Here is a 15,576-nt window from a genome sequence, read left to right as displayed (position 1 = left end):
ATCAAATTCTATACAACAACATTTGCAATATGACATATCAGGATAAACTACGCGAAATACGTAAACAAATGAAGGCCGATAATGTACAGGCCTATATCATCCCATCTGCTGATCCTCATATCAGCGAATACCTGCCAAAACACTATAAATGTATCCCATTTACTTCAGGATTTACTGGTTCTGCGGGCACATTAGTGATTACACATGATTTTGCTGGCCTGTGGTCTGATTTCAGATATTTCGAACAAGGTGCCGAACAATTAGCTGGCAGCGGTTTTGAACTCGTTAAACAAAAAGTTCAGCACGCACCAGAATACATACAGTGGCTAAATGAAAAATTGGATAAAGGTGCTATTGTAGCGACCAATGAAAAGTTACTTTCTGTCTTATTGGGTGACTTGCTTACCCAGCAGCTATCCACCAGGGATATTCAATTAGTCAGCAAAGATTATTTAAGCCCGATCTGGGAAAACCGTCCGGCATTACCCGTTGATCCAGCATTTTTAATTGCGGATGAACACATTGGACAAGCTGTAAGCAGCAAGCTAACTGAAGTAAGAGCAGCATTGCTTAAACATCAGGCAGACCATCACCTGGTTTCTTCGCTGGATGATATTGCCTGGTTATTCAATATCAGAGGTAAAGATGTAAACTTTAATCCTGTGGTGTTAGCCTTCGCATTAATTAATCAGGACCATGCTACTTTGTTCATTAATCCTGATAAACTAACAGCAGAAGAAAAAGTAACCTTACTGAAAAGCGGAGTTGAAGTTCTTCCTTACGAAGAAATTGAGCGTGCCCTGACTCAGCTTCCTGTAAATACTTCCATATTTATAGATCCAAAACGTAACTGCTATGCTTATGCGAAGCTGGTACCTTCCTCGGTAAAGATTATTAAGGAAACTAATCCTTCTACCAATCTGAAGGCTGTTAAGAACGAAACGGAAATTACAAATACCCGTGAAGCCATGCTTAAAGATGGTGTTGCCATCACCAGGTTCTTAAAATGGGTAGAAGAAACTATTGGAAAAACCAAGATTACAGAACTTTCTGCAGCTGCTCAGCTTCGCCAGTACAGAGCAGCACAAGAAGGATTTGTGGGGGATAGTTTTACGACGATCAGTGCGTTCAGAGCACACGGTGCATTACCACATTATTCAGCTTCGGCAGAAAGCGATGCAGAAGTAATCCCTGAAAGCTTGTTCCTGGTAGATTCGGGAGGCCAGTATTTTTATGGTACTACAGATATTACCCGTACCATCCCAATGGGCATTACTACTGAACAGGAAGAAACAGATTATACGCTTGTACTGAAAGGTATGATTGATGGTTGTAAAGCAAAATTCCCTAAAGGGACCTGCGGATACCAGATTGATGCAATCACCAGAAAACCATTATGGGATTACGCCATCAATTATGGGCATGGAACAGGTCATGGCGTAGGCTATTTTCTGAATGTACATGAGGGTCCGCAAGTATTCAATCCAACCAATGCGCCTGTGGCCATAGAACTGGGCATGGTCACCTCTATTGAACCAGGAGTGTACCGTCCGGGAAGACACGGTATCCGTATTGAAAACCTCGTACAGACGATTGCGATTGAAGTGAATGAATTTAACGAGTTTTATGGTTTTGAGACCTTAACTATTGCGCCGATCAATACTTCAATTGTGAAAAAGGAATTGCTGGATCAATCACAGATTGACTGGCTGAACAGCTATCATGCAGAAGTTTTTGAGAAACTAAGTCCAAGACTAAATCAGGAAGAAATCGATTGGCTGAAAGAAGCGACTAAAGCTATATAAACAGAAAGCGGTACTCTTGTTAAACTAAGAGTACCGCTTTCCTTTTTAAGCAGGTTGTGCTTTAAGCCAGCTGCCAGCTATAGGCGGCGCCAACTAAAGCGGCATCTTCCCACATGATACTTTGTTTTAAAGCGACATGCTGGTCTTGAAGATGCTTTTTTACTTCCGGAATAAAATAATCCCATGTCTTGGCTATATTTCCGCCAATCACAATTACGTCAGGCTTCTCTTCAGCAATGAAATCGTTCAGGAAGCTGGCCAGATTCTGGCCAAACTCTTCAAATATCTGGTTCTTGATTCCCTGGTCATCAGATTCAAGCAGAGATTCTACATTTTTAATATCCTTTCCGGTTAACTCCTTATAACGTTTTGAAAACCATCTTGTAGAAATATACTCTTCAGCAATACTATCCTTGAATGGAATAAATGCACGGTCCGAGTCAACAGTTTTACCCTGACAATTACTTGCAGAACCTAATCCAGTTCCAAGTGTAATTCCCAATGCACGTTTCTCTCCTGCTACTGCCCCTGAGGCCAGCTCACCATGCAAAAACGATTCAGCATCGTTTCTGAAAAGAATATGACTAGTTGGGATATTTAATTTTTCAGCTAATATTTCTAAAACATTTAACCCATATAAGGAGTCATATTTTTTAGTTCCTTTCATCAGGGAGATTCCTTTTTCATAATCGAAGGGTCCGGGCATTGCAATACCAACATAGGTAGTTTCTTCACCCTGCTTTTCAATCAGCGGCAATAAAGCATCAACCCAAGACTTAATGATTACATCAGCACCTTCCATAGAAGCTACGCGTTCTCTGATCAGAGAACTCTTTATTACTTTCAAATCAGCAGCACCTACATGTGCTGCTGTAATATGAGAGCCTCCAATATCTACCCCTATATAAGGTAGTTCAGGCAAATTATAATTCATGTTTCTGGTTAAGATTGTTTAAATTTATTTGATCATTTTTAGCAAATAAGCACCATATCCACTCTTAACAAGCGGGGTTGCTATTTTGCGTAGTTGCTCAGCATCAATAAAGCCCATTCTGTAAGCTACTTCTTCAATACATCCGATTTTTAAACCCTGACGTTCTTCAATAACCTGTACAAACTGTCCGGCCTGCATTAAGGAAGCGAAAGTCCCTGTATCTAACCAGGCTGTTCCACGGCTCAATACCCCAACTTTTAAGTTTCCCTGCTCAAGGTACACTTTATTTACATCGGTAATTTCATATTCCCCACGTGGAGAAGGTTTGATATTTTTCGCGATTTCTACTACACTGTTATCATAGAAATATAACCCCGGAACCGCATAATCAGATTTCGGTGCTACAGGTTTCTCTTCAATAGAGATTGCTTTTTTGTCATCATCAAATTCCACTACGCCATAACGTTCAGGATCTGATACCCGGTAGGCAAAAACAACCCCACCATCAGGATCAGAACTTGCCTGTAATAGCTTGGTCATACCGTCACCATAGAAAATGTTATCACCTAAAACAAGCGCAACTTTATCTGTTCCAATGAAGTCAGCTCCAATTACAAAAGCCTGGGCAAGACCATTAGGTTCATGCTGAACAGCGTAAGAAAATTTACAGCCTAAACTGCTGCCGTCTCCTAAAAGCTTTTCAAAATTAGGAAGGTCATGAGGGGTAGAAATAATCAGTATTTCTTTGATTCCAGCCAGCATTAATGTTGACAATGGATAATAAATCATTGGTTTATCGTAAACAGGCATCATTTGTTTACTCATGACCAAAGTTAAGGGATGCAACCTGGTGCCGCTCCCCCCTGCTAAAATTATTCCTTTCAAAATTTTATATTTTTATGATTATAGGTTTGAAGATACACTATTTTCTAATTCCTCATACCAGTCAGCGCCATATTTTCTGATCAGCGGACCTTTTAAAAAGGTATAGACTGGTACTTTAAGTTCCCTTCCGAATGCACAGGCATCAGAACAGATATGCCATCTGTCATAATTAAGCACATCAAATTCTGGATATTGTGTAATCCGGATAGGATACAAATGGCAGGAGATTGGTTTTTGCCAATCCACGATTCCCTGCTCGTGTGCTTTCTCAATTGCACATTTAGTAATTCCATTCTCGAAAGTAACATAAGCGCACTCTTTGTTACCATCCACACAGGGCGTAGTCAGGTCACCATCTGCATCTACTACAGAGGTACCATACGCTTCAATGGCTGCGATCCCTTTTGGAGCAAGCATATGTTTTATCTTAGGATAAATCTCCGCAAGGATAGCTGTTTCAGCTACTTCTAAAGGCGCTCCTGCATCTCCCTCCACACAACAGATACCTTTACATTTATTGAGGTTACACACAAAATTTTCGCGTATAACGTCTTCGTGTATCAGGGTATTTTGTACTTCTATCATCTTTTTTATTTTTCTTTAGCCAGCGGATACTTTAATCCATCAGCCGATTTAATTTCCATAGTGACTGCGCCCACGATAATCTCTACCTGAGCTTTTACAGGCACTCTGTTGCCATCATCAGTGATCCAAAGATACAAAGCGCTATCTTTTCTAAAGATCCTCCCTGGCTCAATAGACGGGCTGAATTTCAGACAACGTATATTTCCTAATTTACTTTTTACAACTTCTTTTCCAACGTATTTGATTTCCAGCTGATGAATGCCATCACCCAGAAAATAATTCAGCTTGAACTTCTCTCCGATTTTCAGCCTGGAAATATCCAGACTTCGGGCAAAATAATAGGCAGAGACCAGATCAAAGGTCTGATTTGTTGGGGCAGTAAAAGTACCTTTATTAGAAACTACTTTTTTTGTTTCCTGCGTAAATCTCGCTTTGTCTTTCCTGGTATAACTAGCCTCTTTAACATCCTCCTGATAAAAATAAGGGGTTAGTTTCGTCTTGTCTATATAAGAATCATAATGATCCCTGATTTTATAAAAGATATCAAAGGTACCCGAAGTTTTCGCATCTACTACCAGTTTATAGGTTTCATTGTCATCAAATTTAAGGTCTGAATTCATGACTTTAATCGTTGCCTCAGCAGCTGTGATAAAGCCATATTTCAATTTATAAGATAAAACTTCCCCTGCCTGAAAGACCGGTTCCTTCTTTAAAGGCAACTCCTGCGCTTCAGCATCGGCGATGGTAATCAAAAATACAAACAGCAAAAACAATTTTCTCATACCTGATCTAAACAAAAACTCCTCCAAAAAAACTAATCCTTTCGTTTAAAGATAGGCACTGTAGAACAAGGTTCACCATACATGATACTTTTTACCACAGGAGTTAACAAAGAAGTGATCTCTACATAAGCAGATACCGGAACATCAATATCCGCACATCCTTTCACAACAACTCTGGCATCCTGGTATACAGAAAGGTCAACTTTGGCTAAGGCCTTACTGAATAAAACAGCCTCCAGTGTATCTAAACCACCAAAAACAACTTCATTTGCAAAGGGCTTTAACTTATTTGCCAATAACATATATGCCCAGGTTGGCACAATAGCATCTGCACTGCAGATCACTGCTACATTTTTTCCTGTATAAGATGCCCAGTCATGGGTTTTAATAAATTCTCTGAAATCCTTTTCTCTAAGCATCAGACCATGAAACAGATTGTCTTTAATATCATAGACTATCCTTTCTCCCTGATCATAGTAAAGCTCCAGGTTAAATGTAACTAAACCACTGGCAGCAACCTTATTGACTATATTTTCCTGAATATCCATTTGCGCTTAAAATAAAAAAACCGGAAGTGATGTACTTCCGGTTTCAAAATTACGCAAAATAAGATTAATAGAATTTCACTCTATTGTCTTTTATGTCACTTTTATCTTGCAATGCCTGGAATGCTGCTCCTAATGACTTCTGAGCAATAACCTGACGCATAGTTTCTTTTTGTTTGTAAGTATTTCCGATTGGTGCAGGATTAGTAAATCCGTTTACTGTAAATACATATACACCGTGCTCACCATCAATTGGCTTAGATATTTTACCTGGTGCTGAACCAAATACACTACCAATCAGCTTATTTTCCTGTGCTGCACCCGGTACAATAGGGTTAGAGAAAACAATGTTGGAAACAGGGGTAACTGTTTTACCAACTTTCTGAGCTACCTGAGCCAGACTTCCAGCACCTTTAGCTGCATTGTTTAATTTTTCTGTTAGCATCTTTGCTTTAACCGCATTGATCACCATTGGCTCAATATCCTTTTTAACGGCTTCAAGAGGAAGAATACCTTTTGCTTTAATGTCTGTAACGTGTGCGACAACAAAAGCATTATCCATTTGATAAACTTCTGCTAATACATCGCCTTTTTTAGCTGCAAAACCATCACGGATCAACTGACGTGGATTGTCTAATCCTGGCGCATAACCCTGACTTCCTGTAATTCTGTCTGCAACTGCTACTGTATAACCCAATTTCTTAGCTTCAGCACTAAAGTTATCACCTTTAGCAACATTCAGGAAATTAGATGCTTTTTTATAAGCCTGATCCTTAGTTTTGCTGCTTGGTGTAAGGTTTTTCTCAATATAAGCCAGTTTAGCTACTTTAGAAGAACCAATCTGTTTTTCAATTTTAATTAAGTGTACACCGAATTGTGAACGTACTACCTTAAGCTCACCTACCTGACCATTAAATGCTGCATTTTCAAATTCAGGGACCATTTGACCTCTGGAGAAAGTACCCAGTTCACCACCTTTATCTTTCGATCCGTCTACACTGTAAGTTTTAGCCAATTCAGCGAAACTAGCTCCTTTTTGAATCAGGTTTTTTAATGAGTCAGCCATTTTCTCTGCTTTATCCACACCACCTAATTTGGTTGCGTCTAAAAGAATATGACTTGCTTTAACTGAATCCGGAGAAAGACGGGTATCGATAACTTTAACCAGTTTGTAAGAATTTCCACTGAACACTGGTCCGTAGAAACTTCCTGCCGGCAAAGCAAATACTGCTGAATCAATTTTAGGATCTAATTTACCTTTGTTAATATAAGCATATGGAACTTTTACATCAGAATTAACTGCTGCAAATAAAGAATCACTTTTAGAAGCTTTGAAATCCGCTGCTAATTTTTCTATCTGGCCTTTAACAGCAGCAGAGTCTTCTTTAGTTGGATTAACACTGAAAGAAACATATTCAAATGAACGGGTCTCAGTTGGGTTATCAAATCTCTTTTTATTGTTATTGTAGTAATCTGAGTAATCAGCTTCTGAAGGCTTAACTGAGGCATCAGGAATACTTGCGTAGTCCAGGCTTACATAGTTGAAGTTAGCCAGTTTATTTCTGTTCTGATATTCATCGTTAGCTTCAATAGAAGTTACGTAAACAGAGTTTTTAATTAAGTTCGCATATTTCTGCTGTAAAGCTTGTTTTTCAACTTCAGCTTCCAATAAGTCCCATTGTTGTTTCAACTGAGGATTAGTCGCTTGTTGTTTCAATGAATTGATTACCGCAGCACGGTCAACCTGACCAGTTTGAGGATTACCAAAATATTGAACGATCAGCGGGCTGGGATTTTTACCCTGGTATAAATCGAACAATTCTTCGCTGGAGATACCTAAACCTAAACGGTGATATTCTTTAGCCAGCAATAAAGTAGCTAATTCACCATTCCATGCATTGTCAACAGCCATAGCTGTCATTTGAGGATTAGCACTACCACCGTACTGCTGTTTGAACTGTTGTAAATTCTGATCTACTTTAGGACCGAATTCATCGATGTTGATTTCCTCACCATCTACTGATCCAACAACTTTTTGAGATGCTGCCCAGAAAGGCTTTCCTACGTTAATTGCATCACCGACTAAAAATGCAACAATTGCAAAACCGATGGCGCCCACTAAGATAATGCCCATGCGATTCCGCAAAAATGTCATAAAACCCATAATATCTATTATTTATATTTCTAAAGAGGGCGCAAGATACAACTTTTGCTAAAAAAAGAAAACAATTTAATGTTTTTGAATATGAGCAAATTTAAATTTGATTCAATAAAGTTTTTACAGCAGAGAAAACATGCAAAAACCGCAGTGGCAAGCTATGCTGACTGCTGCGGTTTTTTATCCTTTTAACTGAAATACTATAGCGTTAAACCCACACGAACAAAGAAACGCCTTCCATTCCCGCCCATTTGTACCGCATCGAAAGGCCCTGCAGGTTCATTGTTATAAGCATATCCTTTTGCTCCTTTAATATAACCCAGATCAGGATGTACATTAAATATATTATCAGAACCCAGTGTAATACGGGCAATCTTATTCAATTTACAAGAGAAATAAAGATCACTCACAACTTTTCCGCTATAATTGTACAGGTCTGGCAACTGACCTGACCCATTATCAGCAGGTACCGTAGGGTTGATAGTTGATCCATCGCCATAACCATAGATATCAACTTTTCCGAAATAAGTAAAACGTAAACCAGCAGTGAAATCCTTATGCCCAAATTCCGGGTTTAAAGAGAACTTAGCTGCCGGGGCTGAAGCCAGAATAAATTTCTTCTCCCTTGAGCTCAGGAAAGTTTCCTGTAAAGTCTCAGTTTTCCCCAGAATAGGCGGATAATTGACCTTATCAATGGTCATATGCTGAAAGTTCCCGGTAAACAAAATCCGGTAACGGTTATCTCCGATAGTTTTATTGTAATCCAGCACTACATCTAAACCACGGTTAGTAGTGTTCACCGCATTGGCGAAGAATTGTGCAGAGCCGACACGCAATTCTTTCAGCGCGTTGGTAAATGAGGGGTCCAGTGAAGTATCATCCGCACTAAACTGCCCCGATAATACAACGCGGTCAGTCACTTTAATGATATACCCATCTACAGTGACACTGAATTCAGGAACCGGCTTGAATGTAAATCCAATTCCTGCATTCTTAGATTTTTCCTGTTTCAGGTTAGGAATACCCGCTGCCTGTGTGATCGGACTATAATTAGGTGCAATCTTAACTTCAGAAATTATAGCGCCCTGAACATTCGTAAAGGTAGAGCTATAGTTAATCTGTTGTAAAGATGGCGCACGGAAGCCCGTACCTACAGAACCGCGGATATTGAAATTGTCAGTCACCTTGTAACGGGTAGCAAACTTAGTACTGAAATTATAACCAAAGTCATTGTAGTGCTCTAACCTGTTAGCAAAATCAATCAGCCATTTTTTAGTAAGATCAACCTCAAAATCTACAAATCCGCCAAATACTTTACGGTTCGCATTCACAGCGTCACCAGGCTGAAAACCCGGAAAACCTTGCGAACCAGCTGCTTTTACCCCATTTGGATCATAATTTTTATAAGATGCTTCCTCTCCCGAAAAGATTTTATAGCATTCATAACGGTATTCTGCACCAAAGCCCAGGTTAAACCCGGAAAGTACTTTATCAAAATGTTTACTAAAATTCAGATTGGTTGTATTTTGTAAGAAGGCCGATCCACCGTCATCAAAATGTGTCTTATCAGCTCCCAATGACGCATTAAACGTTTTTTCACCATAAAAATGAAAATTATTACTCCCTGTATTGTTACTCAGGTCCCAGTCCCAGGCATCTCCAAAACTCCCTTTCAGGCCACCGGCAAAGGAAATATCCGTATTGTGTGTTTCAATCAGCGGATTATAATAAGAATCCCCGTTAGGTGTATTAAAGATGATCCCTTCTACCGGAATCAAGGTACCACTGCCGGTTGTTGGAAAACGATCTGGTCTGGCCAGGAAGTTCCTTGAAAACGCATAAGCATCAGATCCTTTATAACTATATCCACCAAAACTGTAAAAGGTAGTTTTGGCACTCAATGGGATTTCATTGTTAAAGAAGATAGTTCCGTTTTCAGACGAACCATCTCCATTAGCACGTCTTGCCGTATTTATGGGCAACGCTTTTGGATCTGATGCGGTAGTGTCGTGCACTTGTCTGTATGTTTTTCCACTTTTCGAATAATCTGCAGTAATGTTCAGGAAACCCTCTTTTCCTATTTTAAAGCCATAATTTGCATCTACATTGACAGCATTTCCATCAATTGACCCGCCATGCGGATATTGGTTGGCCACTACACTTTTTTTACTGTTAAACGCAGGATCATAGTATCCGGAATAACCCGCATTGATATTAAACTGGTTCACAGTTTTCTTTAAAACAATATTGATTACCCCTGCTATCGCATCAGAGCCGTATTGTGCAGACGCACCATCTCTTAAAATCTCTACCCGGTCAATCGAAGCTGTGGGTATTGTACTCAAATCTACACCAGAGTTACCTCTTCCACGTGTCCCGAATACCGAAACAAAAGCAGTAGAGTGGCGGCGTTTACCGTTAATCAGGACTAAAGTCTGATCGGGCCCTAATCCTCTTAAAGTACCTAATTCTACATGATCAGCTCCATCAGAACCGGACTGTTTGTTATAGTTAAATGAAGGTGCTGCATAGTTTAAGATGTCTGTAAGCTCCATACGGCCTGTTGTAGCCGCAGATTTGCTGACATTGACAATATCAACAGGGACCGCTGTTTCTAGCTTTACCCGGCCCGCAGAGCGCGTACCGATCAATACGACCTCATTTAACTGGGCTGTATTACTTTCTAAAGTTATATCAATTTTTGTATTGGTACCTACAGTTGCTGTTACCGCTGTATAACCAGTATAGCTGAAAATCAATTGATCTGCTGGTCCTGCAAGAATAGAAAATTGTCCATTTTGGTTAGTGCTTGTGCTTAGCGTACTCCCTTTTACACGGATAGATACACCAGGGATAATCTCTTTATTGGCTCCGTCAATAACGGTCCCGGTGATGGCTTTTTTTTGCGCCATTACCATTCCTGTACATAGGAATAGCAATGCGACAACAATTAATAACTGTTTTTTCATAGGTCTTGGTTGATAGGTTTTGATTGAGGTATTATTTTTATTACATTAATATACACTATTTTTCATCTACAACATTAAAAACCAATATTTTAACCTAAAAAAAAGGAATTCCTCTAAAGAATTCCATTTATCAATTTTAAACAGCAAAACACAAATATTTTAGCCTTAAAAACGAATACCCTCAGGAAATTCCTGAGGGTATTCAATTAAAATTATTAAAATAAGCTTAATCTACAAATAAGGGCACTTGAGATTTAAAATTTATCCCAGAATAGCTTAGTTGTTGATTTATCACCACCAATTGCAGCAGCTGCAGCAGAATAATTCGTACCGTTATACTGTTGCTCATCACTTGGATAAGTAAATCTGGTTGGGAAAGCAGATATAGCACTCACAGGAGCCGTAATTTTAGGAAAATCAAGTCTTCTCATTTCAGTCCAGCCATTAAACGGACGGCTGTATAAAGCAATCCATTTTTGAGTTCCGATTTTTTCTTTCCAGGTACCTGTTGCTGTTGCATAAGCTACAGCTGGTTGAGCCAGGTAAGCAGCAGCTTCTTCAGCAGTTCCTCCCCAGAATAAAATAGATGCAGTGATTGCATTGTTATAGTGAGTTTCAGCACTACCTGCAACTGCAAAGCCTCTTTCAACAGCTTCAGCTCTGTAGAATTCAGTCTCTACATAATCCATGACTACACTTGGAGCATCTGCCGCATAAACTTTAGGAGCCGGTTCTGAAACTGTAGTTAAGGTATTACCACCTCCAACTACACCACCTACATAAACACCAACAGCATTCTTTGCAGCAAACTGAGGTAAACGTGGATCAGATAGTGCCAATAGTTTCTTCATTAAATCTTCAGCAATTACATAATCTCCACGACCACCAGTTACAATATCAACGAATAATGGGTTTTGACTAGGTGCACCAGGCAGATAATTAAGTATACTATTGTTAGCAGCAGATGAAATTGCACCAGCGTCCGAAGCTTCTACTGCAGCTTTAGCTGTAGCAACATCCACATCGGCAAGGATTAATCCTTGTTGCATACGCAAGGTGTTTGCAAATGCAATCCATTTAGCAACTGAACCTTTATTAATAATGTCTTCATTTGCTGAAAAACCAGCACTTGCTACATTCAACTTAGTGATATCATCATTCAGGCGTTTAATCAGGTCTAATGAAATTGTTTTAGCATCATCATATTTAGGGAACAAATTATTCGCATCTAAAGCTTCAGTATAAGGTACGTTTCCAAAGGTATTCACCAATGTACTGAAAGCAGCAACCTTCATGATATCCAATATGGCCAATTGATTTGCCTTCACTCCTGCTGACAACAGAGGATCAGCAGTAACTATTTCAGCAGAATTAGTCAGGTTTTTAAGTACATCTCTGGCCATAGTCCTGTACCAGATCTGAGGAATAGTTCTGGTTGTAAAATCATATCTGGCCTCATCCTGGTAAGTGGTCATAGCCCAATGACTTACCGTGAATCTGAATACGTTAACATTTACACTTGCGCTTGTCATTGCATCAACATATGCTTTTGATGCAAATGCAAATAAAGGTCCGGCAGGCACAACAGTGGGTTTCTTCGTGTCCGTATTTAACGAAGAAATATCTTTTTTACACGCAGCTAATGATAGCATGCCAATAAAAAATATTATTACTTTTTTCATCTTAATTGAATTTGAGTTTAGAATGATAATTTGGCATTAAATCCTATGATTCTAGTGGTAGGATACGCACCACTCTGGAAGCCCTGAACATTACCAGAAGATAAATTCTCTTCAGGATCTGCATCTGGAAGGTTTTTATGGATAATCCATAAGTTTCTTCCATAAACAGAAAGATCAACACCTTTTACAGGTCCCCAGTTTTTAATCATTGATTTCGGTAAAGAATAGCCTAAACTAGCCTCACGTAATTTGATATAACCTGCATCATAAGAATAATCAGACACTGGTAATCTTGGTGAATCTGCATTGTAAGCTACACGTTTTGTATTTGGCTTACCATCAGCAGTTACACCAGGATAAATAAGACCTCCACTTTTGCTATCATTAGTAACTGGATTTCTAACCGGGTTACCTAAATCATTAAGTCCGACAGTAGTTGGTGAAATACCAGTATATGTTGCGTAAAATTGATCTAATGACCATACATCTCCACCTTTACGGATGTCAATCAGGAAACCGAAAGTAAGGCTCTTGTATCTGAATTTATTGTAGATACCACCAATCCAATCCGGATTAATATTTCCAATTACATTACTTGTTGAACTTGTCTGGTCATAGTAACCATCTTCATTTACGATCTTCTCACCATTCGCATTGAACAAATAGGTTTTACCCTGAATAGTACCGTAAGGCTGGCCTAAAGTTGCATTTAAACTTACACCAGAGTTAAATGATGCGATTTGCAAGTTTTTACTGTCATTGAATAATTCCAGTACTTTACTTCTGTTTTTAGTCCAGTTTACGTTAATTGTCCAGTTAAAATCATTGGTTTTAATCGGCGTACCATAAAGAGAAACCTCAATCCCTTTATTCTGGATAGTTCCTGCATTTAAATAAGCACTGCTAAATCCAGTTGCTGGAGAAACCGCAACAGGAACAATTTGATTTTTAGTTTTAGTCGTGTAATACGTTGCATCAAAACCAAGACGGCTTTTAAAGAACGACATTTCAAGACCATATTCTGTACTGATTGTTTCTTCTGGTTTCAGAACAGGATTTCCCAATATTGTTGGATATGAAACCACTGGCGTACTACCAAATTGATTTTCTACTTTATAAACATTTGAAGTTTTCCCCCAAGGTGCATCATTACCAACAGTAGCGTGGTTGACACGAAGTTTACCAGAAGACAACCAATCTGCATTGATATGTTTTGAGAATAACCAGCTACCCGCTAAAGAGTAATAGTTATAAGTATTATTCTGTAAAGGCAAAGTTGAAGATCTGTCTCTTCTGAATGTACCATCAAAAGTTAAGAATTCTTTGTAACCAAGTGTTACCCCTCCAAAATAACCATCAACCTCTTTTGGCTCAAAATTTTCAATTGGAGCAGCTAATGCACCAACAGAGTTAGATATACTGTATAAACCCGGTACAATTAAACCACCATTGGTTGTATTAAAAATACCATTTAATTCACTTTTTCTGATGTTTGTACCTAAGAGTGCCTTAAGGTTTAAATCTTTAGTAAGATTTTTATCAAAGTTTGCGATTAAATCATAATTGGTTTCATTGAAAGTCCTGTCCTGACGTGAGTACGAAGCAGCACCGTTGCTAGTAACCGCAACACGCTCTTCCTGATGCTCACTGTAAGTATCTAAAGTTACTCTTCCTAAAATGTTCAACCAATCTGTAACTTTATAATTCAAGGCAGCATTTCCAAAAATCCTGGTTCTTGTATCATTTTCAAAATTCTGGTATCTTGTCCAGTAATAGTTGTCAGTATATCTTGCCACTAAACCTTCAGGCTTAGAAGGATCTGCCCAGTTCCAGGTTACATTTTTATTTCCTCTGAAATAAGCTGCTTTCTGATCCTTGATATCTACGTTAGTCTGATACCACTGTCTGAAATTCTGATTCACGTTTAATCCGCTATACCCAGAACCATATCTGCCTTTACCATCAATTTTTGAAAAGTTTGCACTTGCTGAAGCCGTTATACGGTCAGTGATTTTATAAGAACCACCAAAATTCACAATGTTTTTCAGCACCCTGCTATTAGGCAACGTACCTCTTTCATCATTTCTGCTATAACCAATTTTGATAGTACCTTTATCAGTTGCACCATCTAACATAATACTGTTACTGTTAGAAATCGCTGTCTCGTAAAATGAAGCCGGTCCATTAGCCGCAGCAACCCATGGAGTTTTTTTGTGATAGTTCGGAGAAGCAGGATCGAATGCATCCCATTGATAAACTAATAAATTAGGATCGAATTTTGCTCCAAAAGAAGCATCCTCACCAGTTGGCGCAACTTTTTCTTTAACACCATTTCCTAATACATCGATCAGCAGGAAACCATCTCCGCTTTCATAAGGTTTTGAATAACCAGCACCATATTCCGTTTGATATTTAGGGAAAGTTTTTTTATCAATTGATCCGATAGACAAACCAGTGTTAACCGTGATGCCCATACCACCTTGTTTTCTGCTTTTGGTTGTAATCATTACTACACCATTTGCACCTCTTGAACCGTACAATGCACTTGCAGCAGCTCCTTTAAGTACGTTGACAGATTCGATGTCATCAGGATTGATATCCGCCGCAGCGTTACCATAATCATATCCACCTCTACCTGTTTTCTGATCGGTCGAGTTGTTGGTAGAGTTATCCACAGGAACACCGTCCACTACAAATAAAGCCTGGTTGTTACCTAATAATGATTTGTTACCCCTGATCACGACATTCGTAGATCCACCAATAGCGTTACCCTGAATAATCTGAAGACCAGAAACTTTTCCTGATAATGCTGAGGCTGCATTCGCTGTTCTGGTTTGAGTTAGTTCATCACCTTTAACTTGTTGTGCTGAATAAGGCAAAGAGTTTTTAGTTCTTAACTGTCCCATAGCTGTAACCACAACTTCATTCAGTTGCTGATTGTCTGCTACTAAAGACACATTGATTGCATTTGCGCCTGCAGTAACCTCTTTAGGTAAATAACCGATAAAAGAGAAGACTAATACTGCATTGCTGCCTGCACGAATCGTAAACTTTCCATTTCCTGCTGTACTTGTCGCGATTTGTGATCCTTTGATTTTTACACTTACGCCCGGAAGGGGAAGGCCATCTTCCTGAGCTGTAACTGTACCACTGATTGTCCGTTCCTGAGCCATTGCAGATACTGCAACAAACAAAAGCACGAACAAACTTTGTAGAAGTTTTTTCATAATT

At 39.1% G+C, this 15,576-nt stretch carries 10 protein-coding genes; 1 reads left to right on the top strand and 9 read right to left on the bottom strand.

Annotated elements, in window-relative coordinates; translation table 11 throughout:
* The first annotated feature begins 29 nt into the window (after positions 1-29).
* Positions 30-1,805, top strand: coding sequence for an aminopeptidase P family protein (locus AY601_RS22330; protein WP_068405346.1), 1,776 nt, complete (start codon positions 30-32; stop codon positions 1,803-1,805).
* 61 nt (positions 1,806-1,866) lie between these two features.
* Here AY601_RS22330 and AY601_RS22325 read toward each other — a convergent pair whose 3' ends face one another.
* The 9 genes from AY601_RS22325 to AY601_RS22285 all read right to left on the bottom strand — a co-directional run bounded on the left by AY601_RS22325 (position 1,867) and on the right by AY601_RS22285 (position 15,572).
* Positions 1,867-2,739, bottom strand: a complete 873-nt coding sequence (locus tag AY601_RS22325) for an ROK family protein (protein WP_068405343.1) — start codon at positions 2,737-2,739, stop codon at positions 1,867-1,869.
* Between the two features lie 24 nt (positions 2,740-2,763).
* Complete coding sequence (gene rfbA / locus AY601_RS22320; RefSeq protein ID WP_068405340.1) at positions 2,764-3,624, bottom strand: glucose-1-phosphate thymidylyltransferase RfbA; 861 nt, start codon at positions 3,622-3,624, stop codon at positions 2,764-2,766.
* Positions 3,625-3,642: 18 nt separating this feature from the next.
* Entirely contained in the window at positions 3,643-4,209 is a 567-nt protein-coding gene (locus AY601_RS22315) for a DUF3109 family protein (RefSeq protein WP_068405337.1), read from the bottom strand.
* 5 nt (positions 4,210-4,214) lie between these two features.
* On the bottom strand, positions 4,215-4,991 hold the full coding sequence (locus AY601_RS22310) for a DUF3108 domain-containing protein (protein WP_068405334.1): 777 nt from the start codon (positions 4,989-4,991) through the stop codon (positions 4,215-4,217).
* 32 nt (positions 4,992-5,023) lie between these two features.
* Positions 5,024-5,539: a DUF2480 family protein gene (locus AY601_RS22305; protein ID WP_068405330.1), complete on the bottom strand. Its 516-nt coding sequence runs from the start codon at positions 5,537-5,539 to the stop codon at positions 5,024-5,026.
* A 64-nt stretch (positions 5,540-5,603) separates the two neighbouring features.
* Positions 5,604-7,691 carry a peptidylprolyl isomerase gene (locus AY601_RS22300; protein ID WP_335340595.1) on the bottom strand — a complete coding sequence of 696 codons (2,088 nt, stop codon included), beginning with the start codon at positions 7,689-7,691 and terminating at the stop codon, positions 5,604-5,606.
* A gap of 203 nt (positions 7,692-7,894) precedes the next feature.
* Positions 7,895-10,663 (bottom strand): TonB-dependent receptor, encoded by a 2,769-nt coding sequence (locus tag AY601_RS22295; RefSeq protein ID WP_084359393.1) that lies wholly within the window; start codon positions 10,661-10,663, stop codon positions 7,895-7,897.
* A 254-nt stretch (positions 10,664-10,917) separates the two neighbouring features.
* Complete coding sequence (locus AY601_RS22290) at positions 10,918-12,345, bottom strand: SusD/RagB family nutrient-binding outer membrane lipoprotein (protein WP_068405320.1); 1,428 nt, start codon at positions 12,343-12,345, stop codon at positions 10,918-10,920.
* A gap of 17 nt (positions 12,346-12,362) precedes the next feature.
* Complete coding sequence (locus AY601_RS22285; RefSeq protein WP_068405317.1) at positions 12,363-15,572, bottom strand: SusC/RagA family TonB-linked outer membrane protein; 3,210 nt, start codon at positions 15,570-15,572, stop codon at positions 12,363-12,365.
* Positions 15,573-15,576 lie beyond the last annotated feature (4 nt).

This window comes from Pedobacter cryoconitis, assembly GCF_001590605.1.
Lineage (GTDB): Bacteria > Bacteroidota > Bacteroidia > Sphingobacteriales > Sphingobacteriaceae > Pedobacter > Pedobacter cryoconitis_A.
The sequence above is the reverse complement of the archived record's forward strand: the minus strand, read 5'-3'. Positions and strand labels throughout refer to the sequence as shown.